Origin of the sequence: Mesorhizobium sophorae, assembly GCF_002270415.1 — a bacterium.
GTDB lineage: Bacteria > Pseudomonadota > Alphaproteobacteria > Rhizobiales > Rhizobiaceae > Mesorhizobium > Mesorhizobium sophorae.
In genome coordinates this window covers 471,167-491,686 of record NZ_NNRI01000021.1, presented here as the reverse complement: position 1 = coordinate 491,686, position 20,520 = coordinate 471,167, and the positions used below count along the sequence as shown (strand labels likewise).

Here is a 20,520-nt window from a genome sequence, read left to right as displayed (position 1 = left end):
CGATGGGGCGCCCGATCTCCATGGCTCAGGTCCGGCTCGGCCGCAAGAAGACACGACCGTCCTCCACACTGGCTTCGTAAATTGCGAGGTCGACGCAGATCGGCGCCTTCAGGCACTTTCCGGTGTGGCAACCGAAACGGCCCTTGTGCTTCGGGCATGCGAGGACACAGTCCATCACCTCACCGGCCAGCTGCATACGATCATCGGTACAGAGCCCGTCAATGACATAGATTGGGGCGGGGTGCGTGGACCACCGCAGAGGCTCCCCACCCGTGATCGTCCTCGGCATCAATGTCATCGAAGCGGCTGGTTTTGACCGAGTCAGTCATGGTCATTCTCCGGGTTCATCGGTTTCATCGAGGGCGGCACGACCTGCGCCCGCGCAGAGCAGGTGCCGGGATGGTTTGGTGCGCGTGGCGAGCCCCGTTGTTGGTCCGCAGGCTGGAGGCCATCGACACAGCGGAGGTTCCTGGAATAATCGGTCCTTCGGCGATCGCCGCCGCCTTGGTGATGTACAAAAGCTCATACTCGGACTTCCTCAATCTCCGGCTCCTCCCCTAATACAGCCACAAAATCAGTCAATTTTGATAAATAGTTTGCCCATCGCGACTTTTACGGAATACGTCTTTAGCTTCACGCAGGCAGGTGCCCGCTTTGCCTCTCCAGTGGTCACGTCGAAACGGCCGTTATGCTTCGGGCACTCAATGAGGTTCCCCATCACCAGACCGTCGGCCAGATGAGTTCTTTCATGAGTACAATATCCATCCGACGCGTAGTATTCATTTTTCGCCGTCCGATACACGGCGAAGGTTCGGCCATCATAGTCAAAACGAGCGACGTCCTCCAAATCCATCTCTTCGGCATTGCCAGCTTCAATCCACCGGTTACTGTCCACTGGATGTCTTCCTCATTTCACACCGCTGTCGTAGGTCGACCTCCGTCAACCTGCTGTTTCAATCCTATCGAGTCGATCATAACTGCTCGTCCAACTCGTTCAGCGAAAGAGCGAACACGGGGAACGACGTAGTTCGGATCGTGCCGTTGTTTCCTAAGGGCATCGATCGTTTCGCGGACGGCAGCCCGAAAACTCGGCGCAGGCTCAGGGCAATCCTCTTTGATCTCTTCGTGAAGAGCCGGCAAATTATAGTAGGGAACCATCGGGAACATATGATGCTCCACGTGATAATTCATGTTCGTATATAGGAACCGAATGATTGCATTCGTCTTGAAGGTGCGCGTACAAAGGCGATGGTCCAGAGTATCCTCATACAGCCCAAGATGTTGCGTCCAGCCCAAGGGGTAATTCAACCACACTCCGTAAAACGCGGGCAACCCGATGAACATCAAAGGCGCTATCGTGCCCAAATAGAAACAGATGGCGATCAAGCTCAAGTATATCGCTATGGTAATCCGCGCTTCCCAAAACAGCTTTTTCTGCGCGGCCGCAGGGATGAGCGCCTTTAGTTCCTCGCTCATTCGGCCGGCCGCATATGACAACAATCCTCTAACAGTAACAGTAGGGTGGAGATACCGCGCTAATAGGCGCCCCCAATGGGGCGGACGGGGCGCGACAATTTCCGGATCGCTACCCACGATTATCGTATCCGTATGATGCCGTACGTGCGTCCAGCGGTAAGTCGACGCTGGAGAGAGACTAAGAAAGGCACAAAATTGGGCCATGGCTTCGTTCAGCCAAGCCGTCCGAAAAGGCGTCCCGTGACCAAACTCGTGCCATTTAGAGCCGGCTGGCACTGCGTAAAGCGTCCCGTAGACGGCGAAGGCTAAAATCGACCACCATGTTCCCCAAGACAACCAGGCGACATATCCTGACGCACCGAGAAGCGCTAACCATAAGACAGTATCGCGAAAAGCGGGCAAGTTCCTGCGCTTGGTGAGTTCCTTCAGACGTTTGCGCGGGACGGGACACTGATACCATACCGCCGATACGAGTCCCTGCGTGACCGCTTTTTCCTGTTCCGGTCCAAGAATACTGTAATCTCGTTTTTCGGCTGCGCTCACCACGATCTCTCCCACTTAATGGCTTGGAATAAGCTTACAAGAAAGTAAGAGGGCCGGCTTCCCGGATGTTATTGAATAGGATCAGACACTTTCTTCTCGGAGAGAAGCCGGCATGGCAGATTACCACCCGCGCGGCGATTTTGATGAGGCGCTATCGCAGCGTGTCGAATTGGGCGACTGCAAAGGAGGACCGTTTCGGCATCGTGGCCCGCAAGCCCCACATCAGCCAGTAAGCACCGGCATGCAGGAATAGCCGGCACTGGTTGGCCGTCGCTCTTGTGCAGGAGGTGCGGTCGGCGGCGAGATGCGTCTTCCACGACTTGATGTGGTTCTCGGCCGCTCCGCGCCGGCAGTAGAGATGAGAGCCTTGGCCTAGCTACCGGCAAGGTTGGTGACGATGAAGCGGGTGTCGGCACCTTGGGCGCCGACCTCGACGCGGGCGATAATGCGCTCGACGCGGCTCCAACTGGCTGCGCCTTCCAAAAACTCCTTGAAGCGGCGGACCTTGTTCGTCTTCGATGACACTTCAAAACGCGTCATTGTGCTGCTCTCCAGGTCCGCGACATGCTCGCGCAATGTGGTGGTGGGCGCCAGACCGAAGATGAAGTCGACATCATTGGCGCGGCACCAGTCGATGACCTGCGGACTACAATAATGGCCGTCGGCCCGGATCAGGATCGAGGTGTTCGGCTAGTTGCTGCGGATCGCCCGCACCAGGCGGCGCAGGTGGGGGCGGATTTCTGCCCCGCTCGGCCGCCTGGTCGGCCGCAGCACCGCACCGCCGAAGCGGCCATCGCCATCGAACACCACGATCGGCTGGAAGCCATATTCGTCGTAATGATGAGGTGGAACGGCCCGCTACCGCAGCATCAAAGTGCTAAAACGTGGTCGTTTATTCAACGCCACAAAATAGAGCCGTTCCGTGAAGCATATTACCACTATCGGGCTGGATTTGGCCAAGCAAGTTTTTCAGATCCAAGCGCTGACGTCGAAGGGACTCCAATCGTCAGCCGGAAGCTCCGCCGTGCGACCGACTTCGCGATATCCAGACCAATCGTCGTGACGTTATCCATCGTAGCTCTCCTCCAGCTCTGGCCCACGATTATAACCGCACGGGCGAACAACCGGTGCGTGAGACAGCCTCAATATGCGCTTAGCAAGGTGGGACAATACGAAACCGACCCAGTCGATCGAAAGACGGGTTTTGGGCGTGGCGATCAGAATGTTGAACAGCCCTGATGGTCTGCTTTCGGGCAAGTCAATGCGATAGCAGACAGACGGGACGTAGGCGTCGATCATAGAATGCCGCTCACCCCGCCACTGGAACGTCGCCGGGACCGCGCGACGAAATCGAGCGGATCATCTTTGATGCGCCACTCTCAGTGGCCACAGCGCTCGACCATCTCCTCAGCGATAATCACGTTGTCGAGGCTCTCGTGATGGCGCCGGTGGTTGTAGTGCTCGACGAAGGCGCCGATCCGGGCTTCAAGGGTGGTTTCATCCGATGCCTCGGGTAGTGCTGGCAGCTCTGCCGCGGGCCCCAGGGACCTGTGGGTCCAGTATCCGGATCCGGGGTGGGGGACCTGATATCGCTTGCAGATGGAGGCCAGAACCGTGCCGGAAATTCCGAGCTCCGGGGCGACTTTGCTAAGCGGCCTGTCGCAACCCGTTTATAAAGCTCGAGGCGTGTCAACTGCATGGCTGAAAAGGTCTCGATTCAATCGCGACCGATATCGCACTGCTCCGCTGTCGAGCGTGCGGGTCTTTCGACCCTCCCCGATGGTCAGAAGATCAATTATGAAATTGAGCAGGACCGGCGCACCGGCAAATCGTCGGCCGGCAATCTCAGCAAAGCAGGCTGACTCTCCCGTGTCCCGGCGCAAGCCGGATGTCCGGCGTCAGCGCCACTGAGACAGAATTGAGCTGATTGAGAAGGTCGGCAAGGCAATGATCGAACTTCGAGACCAGCAGCATCACTTTCTTGGGCAATGAAAACGGCCGCAGGGTGTATGTCATACCAAGGCGCCCGGCGAGCTCTGCAATCCCTCCTATCGGTCCGTTGCCGGACGACGCATCGCCGAGGCGTTCCACGACCACCCGCATGAAGAACAGACCTGTTTCGGGGTCACTGTATTGTTGGGCTTCGATAATGTTGCATCCCGCTGCGTAAAGCGGTCCCGCAACTGCGGACACGATGCCGGGCTGGTCCCGGCATGACAGCGTAAGGACCATAGACTGGTCGAACGATATGGTAGAAGGCTCCGTATGATTTGTTGGCGACAACCAGCGAAGCGTTTAGGCCTTGTGGAGCTCCGGTGCGATCAACTCGTCCACCCCGCGCCACTCGCCTTTCACGCGGCTGCGTCCGGCGTCATAGAATGGTCGTAGAGAAGCTATGGCTGCGTAGCGCTCGCCAGCGATCTCAATCTCGAATGACCCTTCGGACAGCCATTCAGCGGTGACCCCGCTTTCTGAGGTGAGATATCCCATACCAATGCCACAGCCTACAGTATGGCCAAATCCGGCCGAGCGTAGGTATCCGACCAGGTTGCCATTGCGCCAGACAGGCTCGGTGCCGAACATCAACGTCTTAGCATCGGGGGCAGCGAGCTGGACCAGCCGCCGGCGCAAGGGCTTGCCTCGCTGGGCCTCCAACGCCGCGCGTCCGATGAAATCGTCAGCCTTATCCCAAGCGATCGTGAACCCCAATCCCGATTCCAAGGGAGTATCCTCATCACCGACATCCGAACCCCAGTCACGGTAGCCCGCTTCCAGGCGCAGCGTGTTGAGGGCGACGTATCCGGCGTGGCCCAGGTCGAAATCCGCACCGGCGGCCACAAGAGCGTCATAGGCGCCCAATGTCTGTTCCGTCGGAATGTGAAGCTCCCAGCCCAATTCGCCGACGAAGGTCATCCGGAATGCGAGCGCGAGACTGTATCCGACCTCTATTTCACGAGCTGTCGCGAAGGGAAATGCCTCATTGGAGAAATCCGCTGGACTGACACGCTGTAAAAGTTCGCGCGATTGCGGACCCATGATTGACAGGGTCGTATATCCGGATGAGACATCGGCGACCGTGACATGGCCGGCTCCCTTGGCATGGAAGCGCAGCCAGGCGAGATCCCGGGTGCGTTGGACGGCCGCTGTCACGACAAGAAATTCCTCTTCACTGGTGCGCGCGATCGTCACGTCGGACTCCATGCCGCCGCGTTGGTTCAGCCAAGGCGTATACACAATGCGGCCGACGGCAACGTTCACGTTGTTGGTGGACAAGCGCTGGAGGAGCGCAAGGGCGTCCGGCCCCTGCACCAGGATGTGCGCGAAAGAGGTCTGATCAAACAGGGTGACGCCAGAGCGCGTGGCCGTATGCTCTGCGCCACTTCGCTCAAACCATTCATCCCGGCCGAACGTCGCATGGTTTTCATTCGGCGATCCGGGAGCGCCAAACCATTGAACTCGCTCCCAACCGGCGCTTTCGCCGAAATTCGCCCCGACGGCCGACAAGCGATCGTGCAGAGGGGAAACGCGGACATTGCGTGCGGTCTTCGGTGACTTATGCGGCAGATGAAGCGTCCATAGGTTGCCGACCGCCTCGACTGTGCGGTCGTATAGATACCGTCTGTTGCGCTGAAAGGGCATTGACCGCCGGACGTCCATTTCCCAGCAATCCCCCGCTGGCAAGCCTGTCGACATCCATTCTGCCATGACCTTGCCCGCACCACCGGAGGACTCGATGCCACAAGAATTGAACCCAGAAGCGACATAGAGGCCCTGGATATCGGGGGATGGTCCGAGGTGGAACCGGTTGTCCGGCGTGAAGCTTTCAGGTCCGTTGAAATTCAATTGCAGCCCGACGTTGGCCAGGACTGGCATGCGCTCGATGGCCGCAGAGAGATAATGTTCGATGTGGTCCAAATCCTCGGGCAGCGAATCGAAACTGAAATCGTGAGGTATGCCATTCATGCCCCAAGGTTTACCATTGGGCTCGAAGAAGCCCACGAGCAACTTACCAGCGTCGGCCTTTGCGTAAACACGCGCGTCCATATCGCGGATCGTCGGCAGGTCGTGAGGCAGGTCGGGAATGGCCTCCGTGACGACATAGAAATGTTCAGCAGCCTGCAACGGTACCGACCAGTTGAGTTCCGCAGCCAGATTGCGCGTCCACAGCCCGGTGCAGATGACAGCATTCTCAGCACGGACCGTTCCCTGACTTGTTTCCACCCCGGCAAAGCGGCCCTTCTCGACGAGGATGCGTGTGACGGGGGTACGCTCAAGTATCGTTGCTCCTTCCTGCCGAGCCCCGGCTGCAAAAGCGCGGGCTGTATCGATAGGGTTGGTCATCCCATCGGAAGCGATCCATGCCGCTCCTAACACATCGCTGACATCGAGCAATGGAACGCGGAGCTGCGCTTCCGCAGCGCTGATCATCTCCACGTCCAGGCCAAACGAGCGGCCCATCGAAGACCCGCGCTTAAGCTCTTCAAGCCGGTCTTGGGTCGCGGCGACGGTGATGGAACCAGTTTGACGGAAGCCCGTGGCTTGGCCGGTCAGATTTTCCAGATCCCTGAACAGCTCAGCAGAATATTGCGCGAGCTTGGCCATGGTTTCATTGGCGCGGAGTTGCGTCACGAGACCTGCAGCATGCCAGGTAGTGCCGCATGTCAGCTGGTCGCGCTCCAGGAGCAGAACGTCTCGGTGGCCCAAACGGGTCAGGTGGTAGGCTATAGAGAGGCCGATAATACCACCTCCGATGATGACGTATTCGGCATGAGACGGTAATTTGCTGGCCATTTAAAACCCCTGCTGTAGCCCTGTCGCGAACGCGCGAGCAAGGCGGGTTGATTGGGACCAACAAACTACAATCAGACGTGCACTGATTTTCACCGATCTGCGGGGCGTGACAGCAGCATTCCTGCGCCCTGCGGCCTTCTCATGCAGCGTTACTCAACCGCAATGCACAGCGGCGATTTTCCCGAAGCTAACCCGTCTTATGCACGACGACCCGTCTGAGAGGCTGGCGGATGTAGCTTAAGCGATTGATGTGGCGTAGGATTTTGGTGCTGAAGCCATTCCTGTCGCCCACATCTTCCGCGCCACACCCGCCATGACCGACGATACGTTGCTGCCGTTCTCGTTTCCAGCCGTTGGACGCAAGAAGATCACAGCTGCGTTTGACGGCGGACGCATCACCTCGGATGGCGGCGTGATGCTGCTGGCCGCGGCCGAGCGGCGGCTGCACCTGGCTGACAGGCTTGCCGCTGCGATCCAGGATCCGCGCGATCCAGCGCGCGTGACGCACGCCATGGCTGACATCCTGCGCGCCCGCATCTTCGCCATCGCCTGCGGTTATGAGGACGCCAACGATCTCGATCGGCTGCGCACCGATCCGGCCTTCAAGCTCGCCTGTGGTCAGCTGCCCGACAGTGGGAATGACCTGTGCTCGCAGCCGACGTGTTCGCGGCTGGAGAACCTGCCGGACCTGCGCACTGTCATCCGGCTGGGCCGGGTACTGGTGGATCTGTGGCTGTCGAGCTATGTCGCGCCGCCCAAAAGCGTGACGCTCGACATCGATGACACGCTCGATGCCGTTCACGGCCATCAGCAGCTGTCGCTCTTCAATGCTCATTACGACGAGCGCTGCTTCTTGCCGATCCACATTTACGACGCCGCGACAGGGCGGCCGGTCGCCATGATCCTGCGTCCGGGAAAGACGCCGACGGGCAAAGAGATCCGCGGTCATCTGCGCCGGCTTGTCCGGATGATCCGCGCCCGCTGGCCGAGAACCCGCATTCTGATCCGCGGTGACAGCCCCTATGGGCGGGCGCAGGTCATGGCCTGGTGCGAGGATAATGCGGTCGACTACGTCTTCGGTCTGCCCGGCAACAAGGTTCTCCAGCGTCTCGTCGATGAAGTCGCCGATGATATCCGTACCCGCCGAGCGCTCGAGCACAAGCCGGCGCTGCGCGGCTACACCGAGACCCGATACAAAGCGAAATCCTGGAAGATGCATCGCCGCGCCTGCGCCCGCATCGAGGCGACCAAGCTCGGCCTCGACATCCGCTTCGTCGTCACCAACCTCGCCAACGGCTCGGCCCAGCACATCTACGACGTGGTCTATTGCCCCCGCGGCCAGGCCGAGAATCTGATCAAGATGCACAAGAGCCAGCTTGCCTCGGACCGCACCTCCTGCCGCTCACCAATTGCCAATCAGGTGCGCCTCGTCCTGCACACTGCCGCATACTGGCTGATGCTCACGCTGCGTGACGCGGTGCCCAAAACCCACCAGCTCAGCAAAGCCGAGTTCGCCACTTTGCGGCTCAGGCTCCTTAAGCTCGGCGCCCGCGTCACCGAAACCGTCTCGCGCATCCGCCTGGCCTTCGCCGCAGCCTGTCCCGAAGACAGCTTGTTCCGCGCGATCGCCATCACGCTGCAGCCGGCAGCACCATGAGCGCCGGGGCATATCGAATGCCCCCGCCGAACCCCACATCTCTACCCTCCAGCGCGTTCAACAAGTCCAGCCCAAGCCGCGGTGAAAAAGACGCCTCAACCATCCGCGCCGGCTCGCTGGCGGCAAACGCGCAATCGCGCTCATGAATAAGACGGGCTAAGCAGCGGGGAGCGGCAACGCGTTGCACTGCCCGCAGTGCAGCGTCTATAAGGCGCTGAAATTCTCCCGTCACCTGTGTTAATCCAGCGCAGCGACGTTGGCGAAAGACCACAGCTGAGATCACCCTAGCCCGGAAAATTCATGGGGGTTGGCGGATGTGGTGCAAGCCGTTGAAATGACGTAGGATTTGGTTGCTTAAGCCGATCCGAACCATTTCCCGGAGACCACACCCGCGATGAATGATCTTATGCTGCCGTTGAGCGGTTTGTCATCAGTCGGCGGCAAGTCCGTCGTCGCCCGTTTTGACGGCGGCATGCTGTCGTCCAACAGTGGGGTTCTGGCTCTGGCCGAGGTGGAAAAGCGGCTGCGTGTCGCCGAGCGTCTGGCGCGCTGCATCGATGATCCGCGCCGCCCGGACCAGGTCATCCATAGCGTGGCCGATATGATCGGCTTTCGCATGAAGATGATTGCCGCCGGCTACGAGGATGGCAACGACGCCAACCGGCTGCGCTGCGATCCGATCTTCAAGATGGCCCAGGATGCGCTGCCTTCGGGTCGGGATCTGGCCTCTCAATCGACGATGTGCCGGCTTGAGAACCTGCCTGGCGTGCGGGAACTGGTCGTTATGGGCCGTGCGATGGTCGACCTCTATTGCTCTTCCTTCCGCCAGGTTCCGAAGCGGATCGTGCTCGACATTGACGACACTTTTGACGCCGTGCATGGCGGCCAGCAATTGCGGCTGTTCAATGCCCATCACGACGAATACGGCTTCCAGCCGATTGTTGTGTTCGATGGCGACGGCCGGTTCGTCGGTGCGGTCCTGCGACCAGCGAAGCGGCCGAGCGGGGCAGAAATCCGCCCCCACCTGCGCCGCCTGGTGCGGGCGATCCGGAGCAATTGGCCGAACATCCGCATCCTGATCCGGGCCGACAGCCACTATTGTAGTCCGCAGGTCATCGACTGGTGCCGCGCCAACGATGTCGACTTCATCCTCGGCGTGGCGCCCACCACGACCCTGCGCAAGCATGTCGCGGACCTGGAGAGCAGCACGATGGCGCGCCTTGAAGCATCGAAGACGAACAAGGTCCGCCGCTTCAAGGAGTTTTTTGACGGCGCCGCCAGTTGGAGCCGCGTAGAGCGCATCATCGCCCGCGTCGAGGTCGGCGCCCAAGGTGCCGATACCCGCTTCATCGTCACCAACCTTGCAAGTGGCAAGGCCAAGGCGCTCTACGAGGATGTCTACTGCCGGCGCGGCGCTGCCGAGAACCACATCAAGTCGTGGAAGACGCATCTCGCCGCCGACCGCACCTCCTGCACAAGAGCGACGGCCAACCAGTTCCGGCTGTTCCTGCATGCCGGCGCCTACTGGCTGATGTGGGGCCTGCGCGCCGCGATGCCGAAACGCTCGAGCTTTGCCGTCGCCCAATTCGACACGCTGCGATTGCGCCTCATCAAGATCGCCGCCCGCGTAGTCGAGATGAAAACCCAGATCCGCCTGCACCTGCCGACATCCTGCCCCGACCAGCGCATCCTGCGCATCGTCCTCAATCGCATTGCGCGGCTCGTGACATAGCCGACGGGGCGCAGACGTCCCGAAACAAACCCGCCGACCTCAACCCGCAAACCCCCTTCCATCACGACGGATGATCGCCGGCGCCCGACGAGGCTTGTCAAAATGCACCCCAAGGGCGGCCAGATGGCCATGCAGGCCGCCGAAAGCCGATCGCCGTGCATCAAGCGGGCTAGATGAGATACGATCGGATCGATGCGCGCATCCTGGAACTGGTTCAAAGGAATAACCGCTTAACTTCTGACGTAATCGCCGACAAGGTCGGCCTTTCCGCTACCGCGTGCCAGCGTCGACTTAAGAGACTTAGGGCCGAGGGGATAATAGAAGCGGATGTCTCTATCATATCGGCGAAGGCCGTCGGCCGACCTATTCAGATGATTGTAATGGTGACCCTCGAGCGAGAGCGCGCCGACATCATCGACAAGTTCAAGCGCGAAATCAAATCCTCACCCGAGATTGCGACGGGCTTCTACATAACTGGTGAGGCCGATTTCGTTCTCTACATCACCGCGCGGAGCATGGAGGATTACGAACTCTTCACGCGCAGGTTCTTTTATCAGAACGCGGACATAAAAACGGTAAAGACCCTAGTGGTCGTTGATCGGGTCAAGGCAACATTCAGTGTTCCCGTTGAGGTGTCGGAAGACACTTAATCGGAGCGCTGCGCCGTAAAACCCCGATGCTACGGGCAATGCTGTCAGCTGCCCTCCGCTTGCGCCATTCGGCGGGGCCTGAGGCATGGATAGACTGGCCGGCCGCGTCGACAGCCAGGATTACGGGCGGGCTTGTCACGTCACCTGAGATAGATCGGATTAAGGCCGCTGCTGCGGAATTCAGGCGAGCGTTCCGGTCATGGTCTTCCACGCCGCCATGGCCTGGAGGACCATCGGCCAGTCATTCTCTGACACAGTTCAAGGGGGTAGTCGGTATTTGTCATCATTGCAGTCCTAGTCTTACTGAGTCAGAAAGTCGCGGATGCGGGGGATTCGCGCTGGTCGCGGATTTGTTAGCGTGCTGATTCGTGATCAGGGAAGCGCGCCATGCCCGACTGGACAGCCGAGAGTGAAGCCGAATTTGACGCCTATGTCGATGCTTTGATCGGGGTGATCGGCCACGCCGACCGGGCTGAGCCGCTGAAGGATTATTGCCTCGGACTTCTGATGCCGATGGAACGCAAGAGCGTGGAGCCGTTGGCGGCCGTCACGGCGCCGTCGCGGGTGGCGGCCAAGCATCAGTCTCTGCTGCATTTCGTGGGACAGGCGCCGTGGTCGGACGCGGCCTTGCTGGCACGGGTTCGCGACTGGGTTCTTCCACAGATCGAGCAGCGCGGACCGATCCGGGCGTGGATCGTCGACGACACGGGCTTTCCCAAGAAGGGCAAGCACTCGGTGGGCGTAGCGCGCCAGTATTGCGGCCAGTTGGGCAAGCAGGACAATTGTCAGATTGCGGTTAGCCTATCGATCGCCAATGATGCAGCCTCGCTTCCGATCGCCTACCAATTATATCTCCCGCACATCTGGGCGGAGAATCCGGAACAACGCAAGAAGGCCAAGATTCCGGCAGAGATCACGTTCCAGACCAAGCCGCAGATCGCGCTCGAGCAGATCAAGACGGCCAAGGCCGATGGCGTCGCGCCCGGCGTGGTTCTGGCCGACGCCGGATATGGCGCCGACGGCGGTTTCCGCGCCGGCCTGTCCGAGCTCGATCTGACCTATGTGGTGGGCGTTCAGCCCACGCTCAGCGTCTGGCGTCCAGGCGAGAGCCCCCTGCCGCCCAAGCCTTGGAGCGGAAGAGGCCGGCCGCCGTCCCGGGTCGGCCGAACCGACAATCACAAGCCGGTCTCGGCCAAGGCCCTGGCCGAGGAGTTCGACGCCGAGGCTTGGCGCACGATCGCCTGGCGTGAAGGAACCAACACCGAGCTCAAGTCCCGCTTCGCCGCCGTGCGCTTGCGGCCGGCATCCAGGGACTACAATCGGCCCGAGGCTCACGCCGAAGAGTGGCTCCTGATCGAGTGGCCTGAAGGCGAGGTCGAGCCGAGCAAATATTGGCTCTCCACCTTGCCGGCCGGCGCTACAATCACCCAGCTGGTCGACGCCGCCAAGCTGCGTTGGCGGATCGAGCGAGACTATCAGGAGCTCAAGCAGGAGCTGGGACTGGGCCACTACGAAGGCCGAGGTTGGCGGGGCTTCCACCACCACGCCAGTCTCTGTATCGCCGCCTATGGCTTCCTGATCTCTCTGAGGGAGACGATTCCCCCCTCAGCTCCGGCTCGCGCCCAGAGCCGCCAAACATCTGGTCTTCCCGACGGTTATCGACCCCGCGGATCCTCCGATCCGACCAGAGCGGCACGTCCCGACCTCGATCCCCACCATCCGGCGACGCCTGACCGTGGCCCTGGCCAACCGCCTGCAACGATGTCCATGCTGCACAAGGGCCATGGAAAGTCCGCGTCAGGCCAATTTATGACGCAGTAAGACTAGCAGGCTGTTGAAGAAGGATCACGCTTGGCCTTGAGAATGGCTTCGTCGCCGTTGTGATAGGCGAATGTGATCTCTATCGAGCCGTCGTCGAGTAGTTCGGCGGAGCCATCGCCAGTGACTTCGTCCATCTCATCGAATCCGGCCCATGTGAAGAAGACCATCGAAGGGCTATAACCGAGGTCGAGGCCGGCTTGCAGGGCGCCAAAAGCTATCTGGCCGTGGTTGTCGGCGCCGATGGAGATCATGGCGGGCCCGCCGAGGTTGAGATAGCCACGATCCCACAGATCGGCTTCGACGATCCGCCAGCGGCCGATCAGTTGGCAGCCCGCGGGCTCGGTCATGCCGGCACCGCCAGCAGCTTCGGCAGCCGCACCAGATTGTAAGCGGCAGCGCTGAGGGTGAAGGCCCATCCGACGCGGTCGCGGCCACGCAACTTCGTCTTCGCCTGTCCGGCGACCATCTTGATCCATCCGAACGCCTCCTCAATGCGCTTGCGAATGCGCTGGCTGACGGCATAGCCGCCATGCCGGGTCGTGCGCCCGTCGATCGCCGAACGGCGGCCGTTGGTGTTCTGCGCCACGTGCGGTGTCACCGTCATCGTGCGCAGCTCATTGATGAAGTCTTCTGCGTCGTAGGCCTTGTCGGCGCCGAGCGTGATTGCTTGCGGCCGGTCGGCGCGGAGCTCGATCATGTGCAATGCCGCCACCCGCTCGGCATGTCCGTCGGCCAGCGTCAGGCAGGCGTCAACCAGCAGGCCGTGGCGGTTCTCCATCAGCCCATGTCCCATGAAGCACAGCTTCGTCTCCTTGCCTTTACCCTTGCGGTAGAGCCTGGCGTCCGGATCGGTGGTCGAGGCATGCGTATCATTCGACCGCTTCTGGCCGTGGAAGTCCGCTTCCGCGTTGCGCCCGCCGCCCTCTGCCGGCGGCTCGCCCGAGCCGTTCCCCGGGTCGGCGTCCGACGACGGGTTCTTCGGCTTGACGCTCTTCATCGACGCCCAGGCCTCGACCAGCGTGCCGTCGACCGAGAAGTGATCCGTGGACAGCAGCTTCTTCACCTTGGGCTGCGCCAGCACCGCGCTCAGGAACTTTGCGGCGATGTCACCCTCCAGCAACCGGTCGCGGTTCTTGGAGAACACAGAATGATCCCAGGCCGCGTCATCGACGCCAATCCCGACGAACCAGCGGAACAGAAGGTCGTATTCCAGCCGTTCCATCAACAGCCGCTCCGAGCGGATCGAGTAGAACGCCTGCAGCAGCATCGCGCGAAGCAGCTTCTCAGGCGGGATCGACGGCCTCCCGATCGGCGAGTACAGCGCCGCGAAGTCCCGCTCCAGAGCCGACAGGGCTTCATTCACGATCGTCCGGATCGCCCGCAACGGATGATTGCGCCGAACCCGCGCTTCAAGGTCCACGTAGCTGAACAGTTCGCCCGTCTGTCCGTCGTCGCCCCGCACGATTCACTCCCACCTCGTCGTGGTCAGAGTGAATCACGAACCTGGGACCGTCGCGAGCCCTTTTTCAACAGCCTGCTAGTCTTACTGCGTCATAAATTGGCCTGACGCGGACTTTCCATGGCCCTTGTGCAGCATGGACATCGTTGCAGGCGGTTGGCCAGGGCCACGGTCAGGCGTCGCCGGATGGTGGGGATCGAGGTCGGGACGTGCCGCTCTGGTCGGATCGGAGGATCCGCGGGGTCGATAACCGTCGGGAAGACCAGATGTTTGGCGGCTCTGGGCGCGAGCCGGAGCTGAGGGGGGAATCGTCTCCCTCAGAGAGATCAGGAAGCCATAGGCGGCGATACAGAGACTGGCGTGGTGGTGGAAGCCCCGCCAACCTCGGCCTTCGTAGTGGCCCAGTCCCAGCTCCTGCTTGAGCTCCTGATAGTCTCGCTCGATCCGCCAACGCAGCTTGGCGGCGTCGACCAGCTGGGTGATTGTAGCGCCGGCCGGCAAGGTGGAGAGCCAATATTTGCTCGGCTCGACCTCGCCTTCAGGCCACTCGATCAGGAGCCACTCTTCGGCGTGAGCCTCGGGCCGATTGTAGTCCCTGGATGCCGGCCGCAAGCGCACGGCGGCGAAGCGGGACTTGAGCTCGGTGTTGGTTCCTTCACGCCAGGCGATCGTGCGCCAAGCCTCGGCGTCGAACTCCTCGGCCAGGGCCTTGGCCGAGACCGGCTTGTGATTGTCGGTTCGGCCGACCCGGGACGGCGGCCGGCCTCTTCCGCTCCAAGGCTTGGGCGGCAGGGGGCTCTCGCCTGGACGCCAGACGCTGAGCGTGGGCTGAACGCCCACCACATAGGTCAGATCGAGCTCGGACAGGCCGGCGCGGAAACCGCCGTCGGCGCCATATCCGGCGTCGGCCAGAACCACGCCGGGCGCGACGCCATCGGCCTTGGCCGTCTTGATCTGCTCGAGCGCGATCTGCGGCTTGGTCTGGAACGTGATCTCTGCCGGAATCTTGGCCTTCTTGCGTTGTTCCGGATTCTCCGCCCAGATGTGCGGGAGATATAATTGGTAGGCGATCGGAAGCGAGGCTGCATCATTGGCGATCGATAGGCTAACCGCAATCTGACAATTGTCCTGCTTGCCCAACTGGCCGCAATACTGGCGCGCTACGCCCACCGAGTGCTTGCCCTTCTTGGGAAAGCCCGTGTCGTCGACGATCCACGCCCGGATCGGTCCGCGCTGCTCGATCTGTGGAAGAACCCAGTCGCGAACCCGTGCCAGCAAGGCCGCGTCCGACCACGGCGCCTGTCCCACGAAATGCAGCAGAGACTGATGCTTGGCCGCCACCCGCGACGGCGCCGTGACGGCCGCCAACGGCTCCACGCTCTTGCGTTCCATCGGCATCAGAAGTCCGAGGCAATAATCCTTCAGCGGCTCAGCCCGGTCGGCGTGGCCGATCACCCCGATCAAAGCATCGACATAGGCGTCAAATTCGGCTTCACTCTCGGCTGTCCAGTCGGGCATGGCGCGCTTCCCTGATCACGAATCAGCACGCTAACAAATCCGCGACCAGCGCGAATCCCCCGCATCCGCGACTTTCTGACTCAGTAAGACTAGTGCCAGCCGCAGCCGGCGTTCGAACAGCCGGAGCAGTCCGGCCGTCGGAAGCGAGATCAACAGGAAGATCAGTCCCACAAGCGTGAATGGCTCGAGGTAGTGGTAGTTTTCGGAGCCCATTGCGCTCGCCGCATGCATTAGTTCTGCAACACCTATGACCGAGAGCATTGGTGTGTCCTTCAGGATGCCAACAAGATAGGTGCCCATTCCGGGCATAGCGGGCGCGAGGGTTTTGTTGCAACGGGTGAATAGAGGGTGCAGAGAGGCCTGATGCGGTGTCAATCAGGCGGCGAGGATTTCGAATTGCTCGGCTAGGGACGGATTCGGATTGAAGGCATACCTCGCCGGTCGCTTGCGCATCATATGAATCATTTCGATGCCGGAAAGGATGGCGGAGGCGGTGGCCGTCGATTTGAAGCCGAGCATCGGCCGGACTCGGCGCTTGATGCGCCGATCGTCGAGCGCCGTCTTCAGGTGTTTGGGAAGACGGATGCCGAAGCTGGCCAGCAGGCCTCGGATCGTGTTCTCCAAATTCATCCGGGACTTGATCGCAACCTCGCGCGCCCGCAGCAAGGCTCTGCGTTCCTGGGCAACACGGCCTTTGACTTCGATGCGTTTGTAGAATCCTGTGCGAGCAAGTTCCGCCAGCATGGCGGCATCATTCTCATCGGTTTTATTGTGCATCTGGCTGAGCACGGCATGCGCCTGACGTGCATCGATGCAGACCACCGGTAAGCCGCGCTGGCTGAGCTCGTTGTAAAGCCAGTTCGCCATCCGGCCGGTCTCCAGAACGACGCAGCGGATATACTGCCGTTCACAAATCAAGGCACGATAAATGACGTCAGGGTCGGTCGGCTTCTTGAACGCTGCCTTGATGATCCCGCATTGCGTTCGAACACAAATCGCCGTCTCGTCCTTTGACACGTCCAGACCAACAAAAAGCTGTTCCATTCCCCTCTCCTTTTTTCAACGCGGCCATAGTAGCCGCCAGAGAGCGCTGACGATCAATTACTCAGAGTCTCGTCGACATACCATTTGCCGGCCACGCTACGCTTGCGCTGGTTGAAGCGCTCGAGTAACAAGGGCGAGAAACGAACGGTCCAGCGGTGGATGGTCGTGTGATCGACCCTGATGCCGCGCTCAGCCATCATCTCCTCAAGATTCACGCAGGCTCAAATTGTAGGCCAGTTGTAGGCCAGGTACCAGCGCACGCAAAGCAGGATCACGGACTGGTCGAACTGACGGCCTTTAAACATTGCAACCCTCCGAAAATGATCGAAGGCTCCTTGCCACAGCGCTGTGCAACAGATCCTTGCTGACTACGATCCGTATGAGGACCTCTACTTTCCTGGTGGAGTACCCAACGCCTTCTTCGGGCGAACGTGTGTCGAAGACGGTCGAAACCCGCTGATAAACGACGACAAGATCTGAAGCGCTGGAAGAGCAAAGGCGGCCGCCCGCGCGCTCTTCAACTAGCGCTGTAGCGGGCGGCCGCCTTTGCGGCGCGGTGCTGATCATGGGAGGTTGAAGGGATAGACGCGGGGCACGTCTCCAGCCGCCCTGAGGCGGCTTTCGACGTACCCCGCCATGCGCGTGCCTTGTGGTAGATCTGCGGGTAATCAGCGCCGCAGAAACAATCCGGCGTAACACCGATCTCAACTGGCAAGTCCGGGCTCGGTGTCACGCTCCACTGACGGTGCGCGACTGCATTATCGCATTGTCAGCGCATTCCGTCGACCTTTTCCCCGAACTCCCAGCGGCGCTCCGAAAGGATCGTCGCGGATGCTCACGGGCCGCTTCTTTCTGTGCGGCCGCTGCCGTTCGCAGGTAACGATCTGCCGCAGCTGCGACCGGGGACAGCGCTACTGCGGCCAGGACTGCGCCCGTGCTGCCCGCCGCGAGAGTGTGCGCGAGGCGGGGCGACGTTATCAGCGCAGCCGCCGGGGACGCCTGGCTCATGCGGTCCGGGCCCGACGATATCGGGCTCGGCACAATAAAGTGACGCATCATTCTCCACCTGCATCTCCTGCCGGTTCACTACTGGTCAGTCCCTCGAACGATGTCGTCGCTGCTTTTGCTGACGTCGCCGGGCGGGCGACGACATCGGTCATGCCCACGCCGTGCTGTCGGCGCTGCGACTGTCGACTGTCGCCGTTCGTTCGCACCGGCTTCGTGCGTCGCCGGGGGCCTCGTTATGCCCGTGAAGCTGACTACGCAGACGGAGAGCCCGTATCATGACCATCAGCCCCGAACTGGAAGCGCAGATCCTGCGCCTGTATCACGCCGAGAAGTGGCGCTGCGGCACCATCGCCAGGCAATTGCATGTCCATCACACGACGGTGCATCGCGTTCTGGCCCAGGCGGGATTGCCCCGGCACAAGCCGCTGCAGAGAGCCTCAATCATTGACCCGTATCTTCCATTCATTGAGCAGACGCTGGAAAAGTTCCCCTCGCTGACCGCCAGCCGCCTTTATGCGATGGTGCGCGAGCGCGGCTACCGGGGCTTGCCGACGCACTTTCGGCACCTGGTCGCCCTGCACCGTCCCCGCAAGCCGGCCGAGGCGTTCCTGCGGCTGCGCACATTGCCGGGCGAGCAGGGACAGGTCGACTGGGCCCACTTCGGTCACATCGAGATCGGCAACGCCCGCCGGCCGCTCATGGCGTTCGTGATGGTGCTTTCTTACTCACGCGACATCTACCTGCGCTTCTTCCTCGACGCGCGCATGGAAAACTTCCTGCGCGGTCACGTCGGCGCGTTCAACACATGGTGCGGGCTGCCCAGGGTCCTGCTCTACGACAATCTCAAGAGTGCGGTGCTCGAGCGCCAGGGCGATGCGATCCGCTTCCATCCGACGCTGCTTGCCTTCGCCGGCTTCTATCGGTTCGAGCCACGTCCTGTCGCGGTTGCCCGGGGCAACGAAAAAGGCCGCGTCGAGCGCGCCATACGGCATATAAGGGAAGCATTCTTCATCGCCCGCAAGTTCACCGATCTCGACGATCTGAACGCCCAGGCCGAACAGTGGTGCCGCAACCAGGCAGCCGACCGGCCATGCCCCGAGGACCGGACGATGACGGTCCGCCAGGCGTTTGCGCAAGAGCAGCCACTGCTTCTGCCGCTGCCCGCCAACCCATACCCCGTCGAGGAGCAGGTCGCCGCCAAGGTTGGCAAAACGCCCTATGTGCGCTTCGACCTCAACGATTACTCGGTACCGCATGCTCATGTCCGGCGCACGCTCAGCGTGCGCGCCGATCTCGGCCTGGTCCGCGTCTTCGACGGCGCAAAGATGATCGCCAGTCACCGTCGCAGCTATGATCGCGACCAGCAGATCGAGGACCCTCAGCACCTCAAGGCACTCGTCGCAATCAAGCGCGAGGCGCGCCAGCATCGCGGCCTCAACAGCCTGACCCGCGCCGTGCCGGCCTGCCAGACCCTGATGATCCGGGCCGCCGAGCGTGGCTCCAATATCGGTGCGATCACAAACGCGTTGCTGAAACTGCTTGACCTGTACGGCGCGCAGGAACTGCAGGCCGCCGTCGAGGAAGCTTTGCATGCCGGCGCCTCCCATTCGAGGTCGGTTCGCGACGTACTGGAACGCCGCCGGGTCGCCCGCGGTGCTCCGCCGCCGGTCGAAACGAGCCTGCCCGAACACGTGCGGCGCAAGGATACGACGGTACGGCCGCATCGCCTCGACAGCTACGACCAACTGACCCTTGGAGGCAAAGATGATGAATAATCCCGACATCCTGCTCAACCGGGCCAAGGCGTTGCGCCTCAATGGCCTGATCACCCATTGGGACGAAATCGCTGACGCGGACTGGCTGGCCGCCGTCCTTCAATGGGAAGAAGAGGAGCGCTCCGACCGTTCGATGCGGCGACGCACGCGTGCCGCCAGGCTCGGCCACTTCAAGCAACTGTCCGATTATGACTGGCACTGGCCTCGCCGCATCGACCGCGCCGCCGTCGAGGATCTGATGACCCTGTCCTTCATGAACGATGCCGCCAACATCGTCTTTATCGGCCCCAACGGCGTCGGGAAATCGACACTTGCTCGCAATGTCGCTCACCAGGCGCTCATCTGCGGTCACACCGTCGTCTTCCGAACCGCCAGCGAGATGCTCGGCGAACTCGCCGCCCTCGACAGCGACGCAGCCTTGCGCCGACGCCTTCACCACTACGCCGCCGCCGACGTTCTTGCGATCGACGAGGTCGGGTATCTGTCCTACTCGAACCGTCATGCGGACCTGCTGTTCGAACTCATCAGCCGGCGCTACGAAAAACGCTCAACCATCATCACCACCAACAGACCCTTCGCTGATTGGTCGGAGGTCTTTCCCAATGCCGCCTGCGTCGTCAGCCTCGTCGACCGCCTCATGCACCGATCCGAGGTGATCTCCATCGAAGGCGATTCCTACCGCTTCAAGGAAGCGGCCGAGCGATCAAAGGCACAGCGCGAAAAACGCACCAGCCGCTCCTCCGGCGAAAAGGTGCCCGCAGCATGAAACCAGATCCTCAACCGTCCGGCCTCAGTCGTGGTATCCACTTCCTCATCAATCCCGAATGGACACCCGAACAGGCGCTCGCTGTCTTCGAGCTCCTCAACGATCTCGCCGATAGCATCTGGTCTCACTACGGCGTCCAACTCCAGGAACTTATCCAGGAGCAGCAACGAACACCGACCGATCACAGCGATATCGAAAAAGCCCCGTCCTCGCTCTAAAGCACACATCCTCCACACTCGGCGGCCTGCAAAGGCCGCCTTTTTGTTCCGTCCACAAGCAC

General features: G+C 61.1%; 16 protein-coding genes and 5 pseudogenes. 8 read left to right on the top strand and 13 right to left on the bottom strand.

Features of this window, described 5'->3' with window-relative positions; genetic code table 11:
• Positions 1-25: 25 nt before the first annotated feature.
• The 4 genes and pseudogenes from CGZ66_RS41875 to CGZ66_RS30590 all read right to left on the bottom strand — a co-directional run.
• Entirely contained in the window at positions 26-289 is a 264-nt protein-coding gene (locus tag CGZ66_RS41875) for a Rieske 2Fe-2S domain-containing protein (protein WP_425352329.1), read from the bottom strand.
• Positions 290-574: 285 nt separating this feature from the next.
• Positions 575-895 carry a MocE family 2Fe-2S type ferredoxin gene (locus tag CGZ66_RS30600; RefSeq protein WP_095090444.1) on the bottom strand — a complete coding sequence of 107 codons (321 nt, stop codon included), beginning with the start codon at positions 893-895 and terminating at the stop codon, positions 575-577.
• A gap of 17 nt (positions 896-912) precedes the next feature.
• A complete protein-coding gene (locus CGZ66_RS30595) occupies positions 913-2,019 on the bottom strand; it encodes a fatty acid desaturase (RefSeq protein WP_206073811.1) in 1,107 nt (368 codons plus the stop codon).
• A 154-nt stretch (positions 2,020-2,173) separates the two neighbouring features.
• Positions 2,174-2,859: pseudogene (locus CGZ66_RS30590) on the bottom strand (IS1380 family transposase); the annotation flags it as partial.
• A gap of 896 nt (positions 2,860-3,755) precedes the next feature.
• Between CGZ66_RS30590 and CGZ66_RS30580 the strand changes: the two are divergent.
• A pseudogene (locus CGZ66_RS30580) lies at positions 3,756-3,881 on the top strand (S1 domain-containing protein); the annotation flags it as partial.
• Here the strand turns inward: CGZ66_RS30580 and CGZ66_RS30575 are convergent.
• Together CGZ66_RS30575 and CGZ66_RS30570 are read right to left on the bottom strand one after the other, a co-directional pair.
• Positions 3,865-4,251, bottom strand: a complete 387-nt coding sequence (locus CGZ66_RS30575) for an ACT domain-containing protein (protein WP_095090443.1) — start codon at positions 4,249-4,251, stop codon at positions 3,865-3,867. The pseudogene CGZ66_RS30580 and the gene CGZ66_RS30575 overlap by 17 nt on opposite strands.
• 63 nt (positions 4,252-4,314) lie before the next feature.
• Positions 4,315-6,810, bottom strand: a complete 2,496-nt coding sequence (locus CGZ66_RS30570; RefSeq protein WP_095090442.1) for a GcvT family protein — start codon at positions 6,808-6,810, stop codon at positions 4,315-4,317.
• Positions 6,811-7,123: 313 nt separating this feature from the next.
• Between CGZ66_RS30570 and CGZ66_RS30565 the strand changes: the two genes are divergently transcribed.
• The 4 genes from CGZ66_RS30565 to CGZ66_RS30545 all read left to right on the top strand — a co-directional run bounded on the left by CGZ66_RS30565 (position 7,124) and on the right by CGZ66_RS30545 (position 12,670).
• Positions 7,124-8,467: an IS1380 family transposase gene (locus tag CGZ66_RS30565; protein WP_095090420.1), complete on the top strand. Its 1,344-nt coding sequence runs from the start codon at positions 7,124-7,126 to the stop codon at positions 8,465-8,467.
• Positions 8,468-8,861: 394 nt separating this feature from the next.
• Complete coding sequence (locus CGZ66_RS30560; protein ID WP_095085205.1) at positions 8,862-10,199, top strand: IS1380 family transposase; 1,338 nt, start codon at positions 8,862-8,864, stop codon at positions 10,197-10,199.
• A gap of 173 nt (positions 10,200-10,372) precedes the next feature.
• Entirely contained in the window at positions 10,373-10,849 is a 477-nt protein-coding gene (locus tag CGZ66_RS30555; protein ID WP_095090441.1) for an Lrp/AsnC family transcriptional regulator, read from the top strand.
• Between the two features lie 387 nt (positions 10,850-11,236).
• The gene (locus tag CGZ66_RS30545) at positions 11,237-12,670 is read left to right on the top strand and encodes an IS701 family transposase (RefSeq protein ID WP_378976512.1); all 1,434 of its coding nucleotides are present in this window, start codon (positions 11,237-11,239) and stop codon (positions 12,668-12,670) included.
• Positions 12,671-12,672: 2 nt separating this feature from the next.
• Here the strand turns inward: CGZ66_RS30545 and CGZ66_RS30540 are convergent, their stop codons facing one another.
• The 7 genes and pseudogenes from CGZ66_RS30540 to CGZ66_RS30515 form a co-directional block, all read right to left on the bottom strand.
• Positions 12,673-13,017: a hypothetical protein gene (locus CGZ66_RS30540; RefSeq protein ID WP_095090439.1), complete on the bottom strand. Its 345-nt coding sequence runs from the start codon at positions 13,015-13,017 to the stop codon at positions 12,673-12,675.
• Positions 13,014-14,132 carry an IS5 family transposase gene (locus CGZ66_RS30535; protein WP_095090438.1) on the bottom strand — a complete coding sequence of 373 codons (1,119 nt, stop codon included), beginning with the start codon at positions 14,130-14,132 and terminating at the stop codon, positions 13,014-13,016. The genes CGZ66_RS30540 and CGZ66_RS30535 overlap by 4 nt, the downstream gene beginning before the upstream one ends.
• A gap of 81 nt (positions 14,133-14,213) precedes the next feature.
• Positions 14,214-15,647 (bottom strand): IS701 family transposase, encoded by a 1,434-nt coding sequence (locus tag CGZ66_RS30530; protein ID WP_378976512.1) that lies wholly within the window; start codon positions 15,645-15,647, stop codon positions 14,214-14,216.
• 30 nt (positions 15,648-15,677) lie between these two features.
• On the bottom strand, positions 15,678-15,947 hold the full coding sequence (locus CGZ66_RS30525) for an ABC transporter permease (protein WP_206073810.1): 270 nt from the start codon (positions 15,945-15,947) through the stop codon (positions 15,678-15,680).
• A gap of 75 nt (positions 15,948-16,022) precedes the next feature.
• Positions 16,023-16,199 (bottom strand): annotated as a pseudogene (locus CGZ66_RS41110) (IS6 family transposase); the annotation flags it as partial.
• Positions 16,200-16,250: 51 nt separating this feature from the next.
• A pseudogene (locus tag CGZ66_RS41105) lies at positions 16,251-16,691 on the bottom strand (IS110 family transposase); the annotation flags it as partial.
• Positions 16,692-16,756: 65 nt separating this feature from the next.
• Positions 16,757-16,996 (bottom strand): annotated as a pseudogene (locus CGZ66_RS30515) (IS6 family transposase); the annotation flags it as partial.
• Positions 16,997-17,974: 978 nt separating this feature from the next.
• Between CGZ66_RS30515 and istA the strand changes: the two are divergent.
• From istA to CGZ66_RS30500, 3 genes are read left to right on the top strand one after another with little or no spacing between them, the layout of a single operon-like run.
• Positions 17,975-19,474, top strand: a complete 1,500-nt coding sequence (gene istA, locus CGZ66_RS30510) for an IS21 family transposase (protein WP_095085188.1) — start codon at positions 17,975-17,977, stop codon at positions 19,472-19,474.
• On the top strand, positions 19,464-20,240 hold the full coding sequence (gene istB, locus CGZ66_RS30505) for an IS21-like element helper ATPase IstB (RefSeq protein WP_206073656.1): 777 nt from the start codon (positions 19,464-19,466) through the stop codon (positions 20,238-20,240). The genes istA and istB overlap by 11 nt, the downstream gene beginning before the upstream one ends.
• A complete protein-coding gene (locus CGZ66_RS30500; RefSeq protein WP_095085189.1) occupies positions 20,237-20,458 on the top strand; it encodes a hypothetical protein in 222 nt (73 codons plus the stop codon). Before istB ends, CGZ66_RS30500 begins: the two co-directional genes overlap by 4 nt.
• The last annotated feature ends 62 nt before the right edge of the window (positions 20,459-20,520 follow it).

Bases quoted from the DNA above. Each gene is read 5' to 3' on its own strand.
- CGZ66_RS41875 (WP_425352329.1), bottom strand. From the start codon at position 289: ATGCCGAGGACGATCACGGGTGGGGAGCCTCTGCGGTGGTCCACGCAC.
- CGZ66_RS30575 (WP_095090443.1), bottom strand. From the start codon at position 4,251: ATGGTCCTTACGCTGTCATGCCGGGACCAGCCCGGCATCGTGTCCGCA.
- CGZ66_RS30570 (WP_095090442.1), bottom strand. From the start codon at position 6,810: ATGGCCAGCAAATTACCGTCTCATGCCGAATACGTCATCATCGGAGGT.
- CGZ66_RS30565 (WP_095090420.1), top strand. From the start codon at position 7,124: ATGACCGACGATACGTTGCTGCCGTTCTCGTTTCCAGCCGTTGGACGC.
- CGZ66_RS30560 (WP_095085205.1), top strand. From the start codon at position 8,862: ATGAATGATCTTATGCTGCCGTTGAGCGGTTTGTCATCAGTCGGCGGC.
- CGZ66_RS30555 (WP_095090441.1), top strand. From the start codon at position 10,373: ATGAGATACGATCGGATCGATGCGCGCATCCTGGAACTGGTTCAAAGG.
- CGZ66_RS30545 (WP_378976512.1), top strand. From the start codon at position 11,237: ATGCCCGACTGGACAGCCGAGAGTGAAGCCGAATTTGACGCCTATGTC.
- CGZ66_RS30540 (WP_095090439.1), bottom strand. From the start codon at position 13,017: ATGACCGAGCCCGCGGGCTGCCAACTGATCGGCCGCTGGCGGATCGTC.
- CGZ66_RS30530 (WP_378976512.1), bottom strand. From the start codon at position 15,647: ATGCCCGACTGGACAGCCGAGAGTGAAGCCGAATTTGACGCCTATGTC.
- CGZ66_RS30525 (WP_206073810.1), bottom strand. From the start codon at position 15,947: ATGGGCACCTATCTTGTTGGCATCCTGAAGGACACACCAATGCTCTCG.
- istA (WP_095085188.1), top strand. From the start codon at position 17,975: ATGACCATCAGCCCCGAACTGGAAGCGCAGATCCTGCGCCTGTATCAC.
- istB (WP_206073656.1), top strand. From the start codon at position 19,464: ATGATGAATAATCCCGACATCCTGCTCAACCGGGCCAAGGCGTTGCGC.
- CGZ66_RS30500 (WP_095085189.1), top strand. From the start codon at position 20,237: ATGAAACCAGATCCTCAACCGTCCGGCCTCAGTCGTGGTATCCACTTC.